Source organism: Methylosinus sp. Sm6, from assembly GCF_019802345.1.
Lineage (GTDB): Bacteria > Pseudomonadota > Alphaproteobacteria > Rhizobiales > Beijerinckiaceae > Methylosinus.
Genome location: NZ_JAINDZ010000058.1, coordinates 1 through 16,289 on the forward strand (window position 1 = coordinate 1; position 16,289 = coordinate 16,289).

A 16,289-nucleotide genomic window follows, 5' to 3' on the forward strand; every position below is an offset into this window, starting at 1 on the left:
CATTGCCTGACGCTGTGACAGTCGAGACGCGCGTCACGCGCATCATCGTCGAAGGGCGCGTTCAGAATGTCGGCTATCGCGTCTTCGTCGCGCGCGAGGCGGGACGGCTGCATCTTTCCGGCTGGGTGCGCAATCGCAGCGACGGTTCGGTGGAGACGGTGGTCGCCGGGCCGGAAACGACGGTCGCGGAGTTCCTCGCGCTCGCCGCGCGGGGACCGGCCACCGCCCATATCGACGCCGTCCGCATCGAGGATGCCGGCGCGCATGCGGTGAGCGAAGGCGGCGGCGAGCACGGATTCGTCGCTGCGCCGGCGGTCTGAAATTTCATTCTTCGCCCAGCGTCGCCGCGCGGACCGACGATGAGGGCGCATCCTGTCCCGGGCCCGAGTCCGGGACGATCTGCTCCGCAGAAAAGAGAGACTGTTCATGCCAAAATCGACCGCCCGGATTTTCGCTGGCCTCGGCGTTTGGGCTCTCGCCTTCGCCGGCGCTGCGCAAGCGGCTTCGCTGCAGGAGTCGGCGACGTTGCTGTCGGCCGGCAAGATCAAGTCCCTGGAGTTTTCCGGCGCCGGTCATTGGCGCCAGTTCGGCCAAGCGCCCGTCCCCGGCGGCGACTGGCCGAAGTTCGACGTCTCCGCCTATAACGCCGCGATCGACTTCGACAAGGCGGGCGAACGCGTTCAGCTCACGCGCAGCCAGACGCCGGACGGACGCGCGCGGCCCGCGCCGGTAGAGCAGAAGCTCGAATGGAGCGTGCTCGGCGATACGGCCTGGAACGTCGCGCCGCCGCAGGGCGCCGCGCCCGGAGCCACGCCTGTCGCAACCGCCGCTCCGGCTGCGGTCGAAGAGCGCATCGCCGACATATGGACGACGCCGCAAGGTTTTTTGCGAGCCGCGCTGGCCAATGGCGCCAAGTCCGAAGCCGCCGGCGCCAATGTCGAAGTCTCCTTCGCGCTCGGCAATCATCGTTATGTCGGGACCATCGGCGCCGATAATCATGTTGCATCGATCCGCACCTGGATCGACTCAGCCGTTCTCGGCGACACGCTGCTGGAGACGACCTTCTCCGACTATAAGGATTTCGGCGGGCTGCATTTCCCGACGCAGATCCATCGCAGCGCCGGCGGCCATGAGGTTCTGCATATCGTCGTCGCCGCAGCCAAGGCCGATGGCGCCGTCGACATCGCCATTCCTGCAGGCCTTCCGCCGGCGCCGCCGGTCACGGTCGCGTCGGAGAAGATCGCGGACGGCGTCTATTATCTGACCGGCGGCACGCATCACAGCGTCGCCGTGGAGGAGAAAGACCATGTCGTGCTGATCGAGGCGCCGCTCAACGAGGAGCGCTCGCTGGCCGTGATCCGGAAGCTCGGCGAGCTCCTCCCCGGCAAGCCGATCAAATATGTCGTCAACAGCCATGTGCATTTCGATCATTCGGGCGGGCTGCGCACCTTCGTCGACGCCGGCGCGACCATCGTGACGCAGACCATCAGCAAGGCGTTCTACGAGCAAGCCTGGGCGCTCCCGCACACGCTGCGTCCCGATCGGCTCGCGGCGTCGAAGAAGGCTGCGAAGTTCGAAAGCTATGAGCACAAGCATGTGCTCGGGGAAGGCGATCACAACATCGAAGTGCATCATATCGCCGGCAGCGGCCATTCCGACGATCTCGCCCTCGTCTATCTGCCCAAGGAGAAATTGGTGATCGAGGCCGACGCCTATACGCCCGCGGCCGTGGGCGCGCCGGCGCCGAAGACGCCCAACCCGTTCTCGGTCAATCTCTACGAGACGATTCAGAAGCTCGGGCTCGATGTGGAGCGGATCGCCGGCCTGCACGGCCGCGTGGCGAGCCTCGACGAGTTGCGCACGGCGATCGGCCGCCAGACAGCGGCGAAATAGCATATCGAACGACCTGCCGCGCAAAGCGCGGCAGGTCGTTCGCCATAGGCCCGCCGCCCGAAGACGCGCCGTTTCAGGCATAATAGGGCGAATGGATCGCCTTGCTCGCTTGCGCGACGACGTCGCCGTCATAGAGCCGCACGGTCAGCGAGCCCCCCAATTGCTGCGCCGCCTCGGCGAGATAGCCGACCGCATAGGCTTTGGCGTTATCGAGCGAGTCGAATTCGTAGAAGCCGCCGATCGTGTCGGTGTTGATTCCCGCGAGCCAGGTCTTGCTCTTCAGTCCCGGGTTCTTCTTCATCGCCGTGTCGATCTCCTCCCAAGGGATTTTGTCGAACGGAATCGAGACCTGAATCTCGGCATAGAGAAATACCTTCTTCACGCTCATCTGTCCCTCCGCCACTGGGGCCGGGCCATCGCCCACGCCCCGCAATAAACTACATAACCCTACTCATCTAACAACACAAATTGCGGAATGATGTGCATATCAATGGCAGTCATTTGAAAAAACAGCAATAATCTGGCCACTGATTTTTATAACTTGACCTAGTTGATATGATAATGCAGTCTCCGACGGAACCCAGAAGGGAAGCGTCAGTGACGGCCAGCTACTATTCACAGGCCCTGCACGGGCCATATGAAACCCGCGATCTCGGCGACTTCGAGCTCGAGAGCGGGGACAAGATTCGCGGCCTGAAGCTCGCCTACGCCACATTCGGAAAATTATCGGCGCGGCGCGACAACGCCATCCTGTTCCCGAGCTGGTATTCCGGCACGTCGAAGATCCTCGAGCGCGCCTATGTCGGCGCCGGACGCGCGCTCGATCCCGACAAATATTTCATCATGCTCGTCAACCAGATCGGCGCCGGCCTTTCGTCCTCGCCGAGCAATTCCGCGCCGCCCTTCGACGCCGCGCGCTTTCCGCGCATCACGATCGCCGACGACGTGCGCGCGCAGCATCGTCTGGTGACGGAAGCATTCGGCGTGGAGCGACTCGCGCTCGTCCTCGGCGGCTCGATGGGCGCGCAGCAGACCTATGAATGGGCGGCGCGCTTCCCCGAAGCGGTGCGACGCGCGGCGCCGATCGCGGGTCTCGCGCGCGCCACGACGCACAACAGGCTGCTGATGTCGACCTTCATCGATGCGATCATTTCCGATCCCGCCTTCGATGGCGGCTGGTATGAGCGCGCAGCGCTGGTTCATCGCGGACTGCGCCGCCACGCCCGCATTTTCGCCGCATCCGGATTTTCACCCGCTCTGTTCAACACCCGCGGATGGAGCGAGCTCGGATTCTCGACGCCCGACGATTTCGTCACCGGCTTCGTCGAGGACCATTTCCTTCCGCAGGACCCCAATAATCTCGTCCTGCTTTTGTCCAAATGGCGTGACGCCGACGCCTCGCGTCTGGCGAAGGGCGATCTCGCGCAGGCGCTGGGCCGCATCAGCGCGAAGACCTTCGTCATCGCCATAGAGGAGGACGGCTTCTTTCCGCTCGCCGACATCGAGGCGGAGCAGAAGCTGATCGCCGGCAGCGAGCTGCGGCGCGTCTCCTCGCCCTGGGGACATCTCGCTCTGTTCGGAACCGACCCTGGCTACAACGCCGCCATCGACCGTCATCTCGCGGAGCTGCTCGCGAGCTGAGCCGTCCAACCATCCATCCGCAACCGAGGAGAACGTCATGTCGACCACCACAACGAGCGACACGGTTCCCGCCGATCGTCCGCCGATCGATCCCTATCCGCTGAGCCCCTATGTCGCCTGGGCGGGAAACCGCAACCGCGATCCGATCCTCTCCGTGTTCAAGGAGATCTTTCCAAAGAGCGGCAATGTGCTGGAGCTCGCCAGCGGCGCCGGCAACCACATCAATTACTTCGCGCCGCATTTTTCGGCGCTGAGCTTTCAGCCGTCGGACTATGACGCGGACGTGTTCGAGACGATCGAGCAGAAGCGCGCCGAGGCGGGCAACGGCAATGTCGCCGATCCGGTCCGGATCGATCTCACCGATCCGGCGACCTGGCCCGATCCGAAGGATCAGCTCTATGACGCGATCTTCGTCGTCAATTTGTTCCAGGTCGCGCCGGTCGCCATCGCCGACGGCATCGCGCAAGTCGCCGCGCGCGTGCTGACCGAGGACGGCTTCCTCGCCATCTACGGCCCGTTCAAGGTCGACGGCAGATATACGACGCCGTCCAACGAATCCTTCGACAAGGAGATTCTCGCCGCCAATGTCGCCGAATGGGGATTGAAGGATGTGAAGGACCTAGAGAAGGCGGCCGCGGTCCATGGGATTGCGCTGAAGAAGATTCTCGATCTGCCGGCCAATAATTTCATCCTCGTCTTCGGCCGCGCCTGAGCGGCCGACGGCCCGCCCGACCCTCCCCCGCCGCGTTCCCCTCCCGCGCAGCGGGGGAGGCGAAGGATGCGGCGTTCGACCAGTCGATATGCAAGGCCCTCGCTTCGTGTCGCTATTGCTTTCGCCCGGTCTTGCCAAAGCAAATCGCCAGCCGATTTGCCGGCGAGACCCGCGCGCCTCCCTGCCGCTCATTCGGATGATCGAAATGAAAACCACAACGCTGGCGACTCTGACGCTCGCGCTTCATTTTTGCGCTGCCGCCGTGAGCGCGCAGACGGTTGCAAAGGCCGAAGCGCCGGGCTGGCCGAAGGACCCGCAGGCGCCGGCCGGCGCGCCCAACATCGTGCTCGTGCTGCTCGACGATGTCGGCTTCGGCGCGACCGCGACCTTCGGCGGCGCGACGGCGACGCCGGAGCTCGACAAGCTCGCGCGCTCCGGCCTGCGCTACAACGCCTTTCATGTGAGCGCGCTGTGCTCGCCGACGCGCGCCGCTCTGCTCAGCGGCCGCACCGATCATCAGGTCGGCTTCGGCACGGTGGCGGATATCGCGGCGCCCTACCCCGGATATAACGCCCATTGGCCGAAGAGCGCCGCCTCCATCGCCCGCGTGCTGCGCGACAATGGCTACAGCACCGCGGCCTTCGGCAAATGGCACAACACGCCCTATGAGGAGATTTCTCCGGACGGGCCGTTCGAGCGCTGGCCGACGGGGCTCGGCTTCGACTATTTCTACGGCTTCCTCGCCGGCTATGATAGCCAATGGTCGCCGCGGCTCTATCGCGGGACCGTTCCGGCCGATCCGCCGAAATCGGCGGAGCAGGGCTATCATCTGACCAGCGATCTCGTCGACGACGCCGTTCATTGGCTGCGGCGCCACGAGGCGATCGCGCCGCAAAAGCCTTTCTTCCTCTATTTCGCGCCGGGCGCGACGCATTGGCCGCATCATGTTCCAAAAGACTACATAGCCAAATATCGCGGCAAGTTCGATCAGGGCTGGGACCGTTTGCGCGAGGAGACGTTTGCGCGGCAGAAAGCGCTCGGCGTCATTCCCGCCGACGCCGAGCTGACGCCGCGTCCCGCGGAGCTGCCGGCTTGGGAGCAGCTGACGCCCGAGCAGCGCGCGCTCTATGCGCGGCAGATGGAAGTCTATTCGGCCTTTCTCGAGCACACGGACCATGAAGTCGGACGTCTCCTCGAGACTTTGCGCGCCGATGGACTCGCCGACGACACGCTCGTCCTCTATATCGCCGGCGACAATGGCGGCAGCGGCGAAGGCGGGCTCGACGGCCGCGATCTCATCAATGCGGATGGCTCCATTCCGTCGGCGCAAGAGCGGCTGAAGCAGGCGGAGCGCTTCGGCGAGGAGCGCTTCGACAATCATTACGCCTCGGCCTGGGCCTGGAGCAGCAGCACGCCCTTTCAATGGATGAAACAGGCGGCCTCGCATCTCGGCGGCTCGCGCGATCCGCTGATCGTCTCCTGGCCCGCGCGCATCGCCGACAAGGGCGGACTGCGCACGCAGTTCCAACATATCACCGACATCGCGCCGACCATTTATGAGGCCGCCGGCGTGACACTCCCCGAGAGCGTCGACGGCGTGCGACAAATTCCGCTCGAAGGCGCGAGCTTCGTGAAGAGCTTCGTCGACGCCGCCGCGCCGAGCTCGCATCCGCGCCAGGTATTCGAGACCGTCGGCAATCGCGGCGTCTACGCGGATGGCTGGTGGGCGGGCGCGCGTCATGAGCCGCCGTGGAGGCTTCAGCGCGCCGCCGCGCCGCTGGGCCAGCATCCTTGGGAACTCTACGACCTCGCCCATGATTTTTCCCAAGCGCATGATCTTGCCGCGCAGCGGCCGGAAAAGCTCGCCGAACTCATCGCTCTGTTCGAACAGGAGGCGAAGCGCACGCAGATCTATCCGATCCTTCCCGAGCGCACGCCGCTGCCTTCGCCTGCCGATGGACGCGACGTCTTCGTCTATCGCCCCGGAGCCGACGACATACCGTCGCGCATCGGACCGAAAATTTCGGGGCGCGCGCACAGGATCGTCGTCGATCTCGTCGTTCCGAAGGGCGGCGCCGACGGCGTCCTGCTGGCCGACGGCGGCGATTACGGCGGCTTCACGCTCTATGTGAAGGATGGCCTGCTGCAATATGACGCCAATTCCTTCGGCGCGATCACCGGGCATGTCGCATCACAGGCGCGCCTGCCGAGCGGCAAGCTGCGCGTCGCCTTCGAATTCACGCCGGCGCCGAACGAGGCGCCGCGAGGGCCGCAGGGCTTCTTCGCGCGAGGACCCTTCGCGGGCGCCGGCAAGCTTTTCATCGGCGAGACGCTCGCGGGCGAAGGCCGGATCGACAATCTCGTGCTTTCCTATAATGAGACGCTCGACCTCGGACGCGACGACGGCGCGCCGGTGAGCCCGGCCTATGCCTCGCCCTTCCCTTATGCCGGCGAGATCGAATCGGCGCGCGTGGAGCTTCGTTGATCGCGATTTGGCTGCGCGTTCTGCTGCTCTGGCTCTGCGTCGCGGGTGCGGCGGCGCAGACGCCGCCCGACGATGTCGCTCGCCATGTCGGAAGCGGCGTCTGCGCCGACTGTCACCTCGCGCAAACGAACGCATGGCGGACGTCGCATCACGCGCGCTCCATGCAGGAGGCGACCCCGGCGTCCGTGCTCGGCGATTTCAACGACGTGGCCTTTACCGAGAATGGAGCGACCACGCGCTTCTTTCGTCGCGGCGACGCCTTCATCATCGAGACGAGCGGACCGGCCGGGCAAGCGCGCGAGGAGCGCGTGCGCTTCACCTTCGGCGTCGCGCCGCTGCAACAATATCTCGTCGAGGCGCCGGGCGGGCGTCTGCAGGCCTTCGGCGTCGCCTGGGATTCGCGGCCGAAAGAAAAAGGCGGCCAGCGATGGTTCGGCCTTTATCCGAAAGAGACGATCGGCTGGGGCGATCCGCTGCATTGGAGCGGCCGCAATCAGAATTGGAACTTCATGTGCGCCGATTGCCATTCGACCGGCCTGCGCAAGAATTATGATCTCGCGACCGATTCCTATCGCACGACATGGACCGATGTGAATGTCGCTTGCGAAGCCTGTCATGGTCCGGGCTCGGCGCATGTCACCTGGGCGCGCAGCGGCGCGCGCGCGGGCGCCGACAAGGGCTTCGCCGCATCGGCGAGCGACGATCGCTCGGAACTCTGCTTCCCCTGCCATTCGCGGCGTCGCGTGCTGTCCGAGACGCCCACGCCGAAGCGCCGCTTTCTCGACGATTATGCTCCGGCATTGCTCGACAAAGGTCTTTTTCGCGCCGACGGGCAGATCGAGGACGAGGTGTTCGAATACGCCTCTTTCCTGCAGAGCCGCATGCATCGCGCCGGCGTCGCCTGCGTCGATTGCCACGAGCCGCATGGCGGCGCGCTGCGGGAGCAAGGCAATGCGCTCTGCGCGCGCTGCCATGAGCCTGCGCGCTTCGACGCATCCAGCCATCACCATCACGCGGCGGGAACGCGCGAAGGGCAGTGCGTGGCCTGCCACATGCCGAGCCGCATCTATATGCAGGTTCACGAGCGGCATGATCACGGCTTCCGCATTCCGCGGCCCGATCTCGCGCCGCTCGGCGTTCCCAACGCCTGCAATAATTGTCATGCCGACAAGCCTGCATCCTGGGCGGCGGAGGCCATGCGCGGCTGGGGGAGCCGGCGCATCGGACAAGCAAGCGGCGCGAAAGCCATCGCACTCGGCCGGAGCGCCGCGCCCGGCGCAGCGGAGGCGCTCGCCGCGCTCGCCGGCGACGGCGGCGAATCCGCGATCATGCGGGCGACGGCGCTGTCGCTGCTCGCGCGTGCGCCCGGCCAGACGGCGTTGCGCGCGATCCGCGACGCCATCGGCTCCTCCGACGCTCTTCTGCGCCTCGGCGCGATCCGCGCGCTCGAGCCTTATGACACAGCGACGCGCCGGCTCGCCACGCCGCTCCTTGCCGATCCGGCAGCGGCGACGCGTCTCGAAGCCGCGCGGCTGCTCGCCGCCGCGGGCGTCTCGGCCGACGAATGGGTCGCCGCGGAGCTCGTCTCGGCGGAGCGGCCGGAAGCGCATCTCGACATCGGCGCGCTGCGCGCCGAGCAGGGTCGGCCGCAGGAGGCCATCGCCGCTTTCGAGACGGCGCTGCGGCTCGATCCGAAATTCACCCCGGCGCGGCTCGATCTCGCCGATCTGCTCCGCAGCCAGGGGCGCGACGCCGAGGCCGAGGCGCCCTTGCGCGAGGCCGTGCGGCTCGATCCCGCCGACGCCGCGGCGCATTACGCCCTCGCCCTCTGGCTGCTGCGCCAAAGCCGCGAGATGGAGGCGCGCAGCGAGCTCGCCCGCGCCGTCACGCTCGCACCCGATGATCCGACGATCGCGCGCGCCTATCGTCTGGCGACGCGGCCGCGGTGAGCGAGCGCCCCTTCCATCAAGCCTACAGGTTTGGTAGAAAAGCGTGAGCGAAGGGCGATCGAGAGGCTAAGGGACATGACGAGTTTGATCGTGAACGGGCGCGCCGTCGAGATCGACGTCGAGCCCGACACGCCATTGCTCTGGGCGATCCGCGAGCAGATCGGCCTCACCGGCACGAAATATGGCTGCGGCATCGGCCAATGCGGCGCCTGCACGGTTCATATCGACGGAGTCGCGGTCCGCTCCTGCAGCGTGCCCGCGGCCGATGTCGCCGGCAAGGCGATCACCACCATCGAAGGCCTTGCCGAAAACGGCGCGCAACATCGCCTGCAGCGCGCCTGGATCGATCATGACGTTCCGCAATGCGGCTATTGCCAGAGCGGCATGCTGATGGCGGCAGCGGCGCTGCTCGCCGAAAAGCCGCATCCGACCGACCAGGACATTGACGAGGCGATCTCCAACATTTGTCGATGCGGAAGTTTTCAACAAGCGCGCGAGGCGATCCACGCCGCGGCGAAAGCGTGAGGAGAATGAAGATGGGCGAGTCTTTCTCTCTTCACCGGCGCGGCTTCATCATCGGCGGCGCCTCGCTCGGCGCCGGCCTCGCGCTCGGTCTCGATATTCCCGGCGGCCCGAAGGGCGCGCTCGCCGCGGACGGCGCGCCGGAGGTCAACGCCTGGGTCGTCATCGAGCCGGACGATCGCGTCATCATCCGCATCGCCCGCTCGGAGATGGGCCAGGGCTCGCTCACCGGCCTCGCCCAGCTCGTCGCCGAGGAGCTGGAATGCGACTGGGCGAAGGTGACGACCGAATATCCGACGCCCGGCCAGAGCGCCGCGCGCAACAGAATATGGGGCGATTTTTCGACCGGCGGCAGCCGCGGCATTCGCGGCTCTCAGGATTATGTGCGCAAAGGCGGCGCGATCGCGCGCCAATTGCTGATCCAGGCCGCAGCGAACCAATGGGGCGTTCCGGCGCAGGACTGCCGGGCGGAAAAGGGGATCATCTCGCATGCGGCGTCGGGCCGCTCGATCAGCTTCGGCAAGGTCGCCGCCGTCGCGGCAAAGCTGACGCCGCCGGCCGATGTCGCGCTGAAGGACCCGAAAGACTGGAAGATCGCCGGCAAGGGCGTGGCGCGTCTCGACACGGCCGACAAGACCAATGGCAAGATGGTCTATGGCATAGACGTGAAGCTGCCGGGCCTGCTCAGCGCCGCGATCAAGGATTGCCCGACCTTCGGCGGCCGTCTGAAGAGTTTCGACAAGAAGGCGATCGCTACGATGCCCGGCGTCGTCGACGCTGTGCGCGTCGGCGACACGGCTGTCGCCGTCGTCGCCGACAGCTGGTGGCGCGCCAAAAAGGCGCTCGACGCTCTGCCGATCGTCTGGGACGACGGACCGAACGCGAACGCTTCCAGCGCGGCGACCGCCGCATGGCTCGCGCAAGGGCTCGAGGATTCGCAGCCCGCGGCAGTCGGCAACAGCAATGGCGACGCCAAGGCGGCGATCGCCGGCGCGGCGAAGGTGATCGAGGCCGTCTACAGCTATCCGCACCAGAATCATGCGGCGATGGAGCCGCTGAACGCGACCGCGCTCTATACGCCCGAGCGATGCGAGGTCTGGACTGGAACGCAGAATGGCGAGGCCGCTTTCGCCGCCGTCGTCGCAGCCTCCGGCCTGCCGGCGGCAAAATGCGAGGTTCACAAAATGATGCTCGGCGGCGGCTTCGGCCGGCGCGGCTTCACCGATTATGTGACGCAGGCGGTGCAGCTCGCCAAGCAATTCCCGGGACGTCCGGTGAAGCTGCTGTGGTCGCGCGAGGAGGACATGGCGCATGGGAAATATCATCCCGTGACGCAATGCCGCCTCGTCGGCGCATTGGACGCGGACAATAAGCTCGTCGGTCTGCGCATTCGCTTGTCGGGACAGTCGATCCTCGCCAGCGTGCGGCCCGAGGCGGTGAAGAATGGTCTCGATCCGGCGGCGCTGCAGGGGCTCGTCGCGACCGGCGACGCGCAGCTCGGCTATGACATTCCCAATCTTCTCGTCGAGCATGCGATGCGCAATCCGCCTGTGCCGCCGGGCTTTTGGCGCGGCGTCAACATCAATCACAATGCGCTCTACCTCGAGAGCTTCATCGACGAGCTGGCGCATGCCGCCGGCGCCGATCCCCTCGCCTTCCGCCGTGGCTTGATGACGCGCCATCCAAAGCAGCTCGCCGTTCTCGACGCCGTCGCCGAGCGCGTCGGCTGGAGCAAGCCGGCGCCATCAGGCGTGCATCGCGGCCTCGCTTCCTTCATGGGCTATGGCAGCTATGTGGCGGCGGCGGCGGAGATCTCCGTCGAAAGCGCTGGACGAATCAAGATTCATCGCATCGTCGCGGCGAGCGATCCGGGCTATGCGGTCAACCCCGCGCAGATCGAGCGTCAGGTCTCCGGCTCTTTCGTCTATGGGCTGTCGGCGCTGTTCCTCGGCGCGATCACGGTGAAGAACGGCCGCGCCGAGCAGACCAATTTCGACACTTATGATTCGATGCGCATCAAGGACATGCCCAAGGTCGAGACGATTGTCATGCCGAGCGGCGGCTTTTGGGGTGGCGTCGGCGAGCCGACCATCTGCGTCGCGGCGCCGGCGGTGCTCAACGCTTATTTCGCCGCCACCGGCAAGCGCATTCGCGACGTTCCGCTTCAGAAGCTCGACGTCGGCTTCGCCTGATCCGCGCGCAACCCTTCGAGATCGCGCTTCGTATCCACATCGGCGAGAATCACAGTCTCGTCGATGGCGAGCTCGACGACATGATCGAGCCCTCGCAGCAGACGCCGCGCGCCCTCGTCTCCGCGCAATTCCGCGAGCCGTGGAAAGATCGCGCGGCCGAGCAGGACAGGATTGCCGCGTTGTCCCTCGTGAACCGGGATCACCGCAGAGGCGCCGGTCGTCTCGAATGCGTCGATGAGACGATCGAGAATAGGCGACTCGATCGTCGGCATGTCGCCGAGCAGCACGATCACGCCATCCGCCTCGCGCGCCTCGGCGAGCCCCGTTTGCAGAGACGAGGCCATGCCGCTTCGATGCCGGGCGTTATGCGCGAAAGTCACTGGAAGATCGCCGAGCGCAGCGGCGATGCGCGCATGGTCCCAGCCCGTCACGACGATGGTCTTGGTCGCTCGCGAGCCGAGCGCGGCGTCGACGGCGCGGCGGATCAGCGGCCGCCCGCCGAAATCCTCGAGCAGCTTGTTCGCGCCCTGCTCGTCGAAGCGCGCGCCGCGCCCTGCTGCGAGCACGATCGCCGCGATCACCCGACGTCCTTCACGGCGGCGCTGCTGCGCAAAGGCTTGCGCTTGCGCGCGAGAATCATCTCCGCGAGGATCGACACTGCGATCTCCGCCGGGCCGAGCGCCCCGATGTCCAGCCCGACCGGTGCGCGGATGCGCGTCAGCGCGTCGCGCGAGACACCGCTCGCGGCGAGGCGCTCGACGCGGCGCGCATGAGTGGCGCGCGAGCCCAACGCGCCGACGTAGAAACATTCGGACACGAGCGCTGCGCGCAGCGCGGGATCGTCGATCTTCGGGTCATGTGTGAGGACGACGATCGCGGTGGATGGGTCGAGACCGATCTCGGCGAGCGCCTCCTGCGGCCAGCGCGGATCGAGACGCGTATCGGGGAATCGTTCGGCGGTCGCATAGGCGCCGCGCGGATCGACGATGATCGTCTCGAAGCCGGCGATGCGCGCCATGGGCGCGAGCGATTGCGCGACATGCACGGCGCCGATGAGCACGAGCCGCGGCGCCGGCTCGCGCCGTTCGATGAGCCATCGCTGCGCCTCATGCGTGACGACGCCGCTCCAGCCGGAAAAAGCTGCGAGCGGATCGCCCACCCCGATGAAGCGCGCGACGCCGCCATCGAGCGGCGTGGCGATTGCATGCGCGCGCCGCTCCGCGCTCATGCGCAAGGAGACATCGAGCAGCCCGGCGGCCGCGTCGTCGAGCTTTCGCACGAGCACGCAGATGCGCCCGCCGCAGGAGAGGCCGACGCGCCAGGCAGTCTCGTCCGCGACGCCGAATTGGAGACGCTGTGCGACGCCGTCGGCGATCACGTCGAGCGCTGCGACGATGACGTCATTCTCGACGCAGCCTGCGGAAACAGAGCCGACAAATGCGCCCGTCTCATCGACCGCGAGATGCGCGCCGACCGGCCGCGGCGCCGAGCCGAAGGTCTCGATCACAGTAGCGATGGCGACGTGATGGCCCGAGCGTCGCCAGAGCTGCGCCTGCAGCAATATCTCTGTATCTTCCGTGGCCATTCGAATTCCCGTCAGCGACGATCCGGAGCCTCGGCGCCCTCGCTCGTCGACGCCGACTGGCGCGTCAGCGCCAACTTCATAGCGGCGTCCAGCGCGGCCTCTGAAGGGACCTCTAGATCGGGTCGAACGCCGACGCCGTCCCAATCGGTCTTCGTGACGGGATTTTCCGTCCGCCCGTTCGGCGCGACGAGGAACAAATCCGGCTCGATCGCAATCACTGCGTCGGGTTCGGTCGCATGGGCGCCGCCTTTCGTCTTGGCGCCGATGATCGTCGCGCGTCTCAAAGCTTGCAGATGATATGCGAAGCCCTCGCCGGCGGAGAAGGTCTCCGGGCCGACGAGGATGTAGACCGGCTTATCGAGATAATGGTCGGGAGTCTGGCTGGTCCAGAACTCCTCGGTCCTGAAGCTCGACGTTCCCTTGTTGCGCCAGACCGCGTTGGCGAGATGAATCGATCGCGAGGGATCGAGCAGGAAGCTGCTCAGATAGGCGACCGATCGAGGATGACCGCCTCTGTTGCCGCGAATGTCGAAGATCAGCGCGTTCGTGTCGGCGACGAGACGCATGGCGTTGTTCGCCACATCGCGGAATATCTCCGGGGACGCAAATCTGCTGAAACGAATATAGCCGATGTTTCCCTCGAAGCGTTCAACCCGCTCGAATCCGGCGTCATTGGGCCGAGGCGACGCGGCTTGCCCCGGCGGTCGCAAATTGCGAACGACAAATATGTGCTGGTCGTTCGTGAATGACCGAAGGTCGGCGGTGATGCGTCGAATGAATTCATCCCGATCGACAAGATCGTCATAGGCCTTCGCCGCGAGGGCTTGTTCGAGCGCTGTGGCCGCGCAGTCGCCCTTGTCCGGATAAATATATGCCGACCGAAAACCCGTGGCGATCTCGCTCACCGTCCGACGAATCGCGAGGCGATCCGATTGCGACGCAGCCGTGGGCGCCGTGTCGGCGCTCGCGGGCCACGCGAGAATCGTTGCGAACGCCCACAGCATGCGAGCCTCGAGGAAAAGCGATCGAATGGGTTTCATTGGATGCTCCACGTCACACGCATCGAACGTTTCTTTCGGAGCCGCCGACGAGCCGGTCGTTCGGCTTGCCGTCGCCCTTCTCGCCGTGGCAGGCGACGCGATTATCCGCCGCCGGCTCGAGGATGCGCGTGGAGGCTCGTCTTCGCCCCATCTCATCCGTCTCGACAAAACGCCGTCTCGTCCGCCCCGTGGCAAGACCGTGTAGACAGTGCGTGCAACTGAATAATCCGATCTAAACTCTACACGCTAACTAGATATATCCTGCGCGAGGCCGAGTTGACAAGCGCGAAAGACGCGGCGCGCTCTCGTGCGACGGCGCCCTATCGTTCAACGCGACGTTTCATTTTTTGGAGAAGTTTTCGCTCTTGGATTTTTCGCTCTTGGCCTTCTCGAAGAAGGTCGAATCGAACAAGCCGTCGACGCTCGTCGCCTTGTCGACCACGCCGAGCGTGACCTGACAAGCGAGCAAGGCCTTCGTCGACTCGGTGATCGCCCGGGGATCGACGACGAAATGGACTGCCGGCGACCAGCGTCTGCACCTCTCGCGGGTGCTTCTCGAGAAAATCTGCGGCGACCGTGCTCGGCGGCCCGGAAACAGTTCAGAGCCGCCCGCCAGCAGGACGATTTCGGGGTTCGCCCTCTGCACGGCCAGAGGTAACGAAAAGGTGTTCTGGTACGCATACGGGGACAAAGCCTGAACGTCAGGCGGCGCTTGTCGCGTAGCCCTTAATTCGGCTCTGCTTCACTCTCGGTGCAAATTGGCTGTTTGTTGCAGTTTAGCTTGAGATGTCGCATCATTTCAGAATGAAAAGCATCAACTCGCTGGGCTCCTGCGCCAAATTTGCAGGTTCTAACCGTCGAGCGCCTGGAGGCGGAATGGGCGGTCTCGCTGAGCGCCGACGCGCACGCAATATGTCCAGCCTGCGGAGGTCAGCACAAGGTTTGTGATTTTTTTACGGCGAGTTGGACAAACCAAGAACTCGAGCTTCCGCTTCCGAGACGGGCGCGCTTTTCGGCATGAGCGCGTCGTAGAGCGCGGTCTTGCCGATCTTCAAAATCGTGTCGCGGCCTCCCTCACCGTCAGCTTGAGGGCTTTCGCGCGGATGATTTTTTCAGCGGTGTTTCGACCGCCGCGCCGGCCTCGAGACGCCGCGGCGGAGAGGCCGGCGCGAGTGCGCTCGCGAACGAGGTCGCGCTCGAACTCGGCCAGGGCGCCGAACCGGTGAAAGACGAGACGGCCGCCGGGCGTCGTGGTGTCGACCGCCTCCGTCAACGACTGCAATTCGGCACCCGCTATCTCCAGCCGGTTCACCGTTTCGATGAGGTGCGGAAGCGAACGCGCCAGGCGGTCGAGCTTCCAGATGACGAGAACGTCGCCCTTACGCAGAAAGGCGAGGGCTTGCGCCCAGGCCTTGGCGATCCGCCTTCACGCCTTGAAGCTCTTCCTCGAAAATCCGGTCACAGCCCGCGGCGCGCAGCGCGTCGAGTTGAAGCGCGAGTTCCTGCTCGGCCGTCGAAACTCGTGCATAACCGATCCCATCGACATTCACCGGGCTTGTCCGCTTTCTCGTCCGGCAATCATCTTCTCCGATTTGCCATTGTCGAGCCGGCGCAAGGCGCCCCCGTCGTTGTGACGCTTCACCTCCAGCGCTGGCAGTGTCCAAACGAAGCCTACGAACTAGGACGTTTGCCACGCAGCCTGAGGTCGCGGCGCCTCGAGTGCGCCGCACCGAACGGGCCGCCGAAATCATTTATCTTTTCGGCCATGGCGTCGGCGGGCGTCCGGGAGAGCGCTTGATCATGCGCGAGGGCGAGCAGGCCGACCATGGTTTTGCAGGCCGCCTTCTCTCCGGTCTCGGCGAGCAGGGCTTCGAAAGCGCGCGCATAGGCGCGCCGAGGAAAAGCTGGTCGCGATGGACGAGATTGAGCAGCGCCATAGGCTTTCGGCGTAGAGAATGAATGACATGCATAATCAAATCCGAGAGCCCCCTGCGGCCCGGCGGATGTTCCTGGCGGAAAATCACTTGCTGCTCCGAACCATGGAAGGCGCGCCAGTTCCGAATGCGCCGCTCCAGAGAGCTGGCCTCGCCTATTTGGACAGCGCCCCGCGAAAATAAGGTGAATTCCTGCCGGGGTTTGCCGAACGCGGGGCTTTCGCGATTTTGTCGCGGCGTCGGGAGGGCGTAGCCCGACCAGAGGTGTGCCAGGCATGGGCATCGAATTGGAGGTGAAAGTCCTTCGTGGGGCGAGTTGGTAGCAACCACGAGCCG

General features: G+C 65.4%; 14 protein-coding genes and 1 pseudogene. 8 read left to right on the forward strand and 7 right to left on the reverse strand.

Going from position 1 to position 16,289, the window contains the following annotated elements:
• The first annotated feature begins 2 nt into the window (after positions 1 to 2).
• Both K3F48_RS22100 and K3F48_RS22105 read left to right on the forward strand, forming a co-directional pair.
• Positions 3 to 320 carry an acylphosphatase gene (locus K3F48_RS22100; RefSeq protein ID WP_222577609.1) on the forward strand — a complete coding sequence of 106 codons (318 nt, stop codon included), beginning with the start codon at positions 3 to 5 and terminating at the stop codon, positions 318 to 320.
• A gap of 106 nt (positions 321 to 426) precedes the next feature.
• Complete coding sequence (locus K3F48_RS22105) at positions 427 to 1,893, forward strand: MBL fold metallo-hydrolase (protein WP_222577610.1); 1,467 nt, start codon at positions 427 to 429, stop codon at positions 1,891 to 1,893.
• A 73-nt stretch (positions 1,894 to 1,966) separates the two neighbouring features.
• Here K3F48_RS22105 and K3F48_RS22110 read toward each other — a convergent pair whose 3' ends face one another.
• Entirely contained in the window at positions 1,967 to 2,281 is a 315-nt protein-coding gene (locus tag K3F48_RS22110; protein ID WP_222577611.1) for a YdhR family protein, read from the reverse strand.
• Between the two features lie 209 nt (positions 2,282 to 2,490).
• Between K3F48_RS22110 and K3F48_RS22115 the strand changes: the two genes are divergently transcribed.
• The 6 genes from K3F48_RS22115 (at position 2,491) to K3F48_RS22140 (ending at position 11,394) form a co-directional block, all read left to right on the forward strand.
• Complete coding sequence (locus K3F48_RS22115) at positions 2,491 to 3,534, forward strand: alpha/beta fold hydrolase (RefSeq protein WP_370631472.1); 1,044 nt, start codon at positions 2,491 to 2,493, stop codon at positions 3,532 to 3,534.
• A gap of 37 nt (positions 3,535 to 3,571) precedes the next feature.
• A complete protein-coding gene (locus K3F48_RS22120; protein WP_222577613.1) occupies positions 3,572 to 4,246 on the forward strand; it encodes a DUF938 domain-containing protein in 675 nt (224 codons plus the stop codon).
• 205 nt (positions 4,247 to 4,451) lie between these two features.
• Entirely contained in the window at positions 4,452 to 6,731 is a 2,280-nt protein-coding gene (locus tag K3F48_RS22125) for an arylsulfatase (RefSeq protein WP_222577614.1), read from the forward strand.
• Complete coding sequence (locus K3F48_RS22130; protein ID WP_222577615.1) at positions 6,728 to 8,680, forward strand: tetratricopeptide repeat protein; 1,953 nt, start codon at positions 6,728 to 6,730, stop codon at positions 8,678 to 8,680. The genes K3F48_RS22125 and K3F48_RS22130 overlap by 4 nt, the downstream gene beginning before the upstream one ends.
• A 75-nt stretch (positions 8,681 to 8,755) precedes the next feature.
• Positions 8,756 to 9,205 (forward strand): (2Fe-2S)-binding protein, encoded by a 450-nt coding sequence (locus tag K3F48_RS22135; protein WP_222577616.1) that lies wholly within the window; start codon positions 8,756 to 8,758, stop codon positions 9,203 to 9,205.
• A gap of 11 nt (positions 9,206 to 9,216) precedes the next feature.
• On the forward strand, positions 9,217 to 11,394 hold the full coding sequence (locus K3F48_RS22140) for a molybdopterin cofactor-binding domain-containing protein (RefSeq protein ID WP_222577617.1): 2,178 nt from the start codon (positions 9,217 to 9,219) through the stop codon (positions 11,392 to 11,394).
• Here K3F48_RS22140 and K3F48_RS22145 read toward each other — a convergent pair.
• From K3F48_RS22145 to K3F48_RS22165, 6 genes and pseudogenes are all read right to left on the reverse strand, one after another.
• Positions 11,367 to 11,975 carry a nucleotidyltransferase family protein gene (locus K3F48_RS22145; protein WP_222577618.1) on the reverse strand — a complete coding sequence of 203 codons (609 nt, stop codon included), beginning with the start codon at positions 11,973 to 11,975 and terminating at the stop codon, positions 11,367 to 11,369. The two genes, K3F48_RS22140 and K3F48_RS22145, sit on opposite strands and share 28 nt — an antisense overlap.
• Positions 11,972 to 12,979, reverse strand: coding sequence for an XdhC family protein (locus K3F48_RS22150; RefSeq protein WP_222577619.1), 1,008 nt, complete (start codon positions 12,977 to 12,979; stop codon positions 11,972 to 11,974). Before K3F48_RS22150 ends, K3F48_RS22145 begins: the two co-directional genes overlap by 4 nt.
• Before the next feature lie 11 nt (positions 12,980 to 12,990).
• A complete protein-coding gene (locus tag K3F48_RS22155; protein ID WP_222577620.1) occupies positions 12,991 to 14,019 on the reverse strand; it encodes a S41 family peptidase in 1,029 nt (342 codons plus the stop codon).
• 13 nt (positions 14,020 to 14,032) lie between these two features.
• Positions 14,033 to 14,170 (reverse strand): hypothetical protein, encoded by a 138-nt coding sequence (locus K3F48_RS22160; protein WP_222577621.1) that lies wholly within the window; start codon positions 14,168 to 14,170, stop codon positions 14,033 to 14,035.
• Between the two features lie 189 nt (positions 14,171 to 14,359).
• Positions 14,360 to 14,488 (reverse strand): hypothetical protein, encoded by a 129-nt coding sequence (locus K3F48_RS24630; protein WP_255609630.1) that lies wholly within the window; start codon positions 14,486 to 14,488, stop codon positions 14,360 to 14,362.
• A gap of 484 nt (positions 14,489 to 14,972) precedes the next feature.
• Positions 14,973 to 15,554, reverse strand: a pseudogene (locus tag K3F48_RS22165) (recombinase family protein).
• Between the last annotated feature and the right edge of the window lie 735 nt (positions 15,555 to 16,289).

Bases quoted from the DNA above. Each gene is read 5' to 3' on its own strand.
- K3F48_RS22105 (WP_222577610.1), top strand. From the start codon at position 427: ATGCCAAAATCGACCGCCCGGATTTTCGCTGGCCTCGGCGTTTGGGCT.
- K3F48_RS22110 (WP_222577611.1), bottom strand. From the start codon at position 2,281: ATGAGCGTGAAGAAGGTATTTCTCTATGCCGAGATTCAGGTCTCGATT.
- K3F48_RS22120 (WP_222577613.1), top strand. From the start codon at position 3,572: ATGTCGACCACCACAACGAGCGACACGGTTCCCGCCGATCGTCCGCCG.
- K3F48_RS22125 (WP_222577614.1), top strand. From the start codon at position 4,452: ATGAAAACCACAACGCTGGCGACTCTGACGCTCGCGCTTCATTTTTGC.
- K3F48_RS22135 (WP_222577616.1), top strand. From the start codon at position 8,756: ATGACGAGTTTGATCGTGAACGGGCGCGCCGTCGAGATCGACGTCGAG.
- K3F48_RS22140 (WP_222577617.1), top strand. From the start codon at position 9,217: ATGGGCGAGTCTTTCTCTCTTCACCGGCGCGGCTTCATCATCGGCGGC.
- K3F48_RS22150 (WP_222577619.1), bottom strand. From the start codon at position 12,979: ATGGCCACGGAAGATACAGAGATATTGCTGCAGGCGCAGCTCTGGCGA.
- K3F48_RS22155 (WP_222577620.1), bottom strand. From the start codon at position 14,019: ATGAAACCCATTCGATCGCTTTTCCTCGAGGCTCGCATGCTGTGGGCG.
- K3F48_RS22160 (WP_222577621.1), bottom strand. From the start codon at position 14,170: ATGGGGCGAAGACGAGCCTCCACGCGCATCCTCGAGCCGGCGGCGGAT.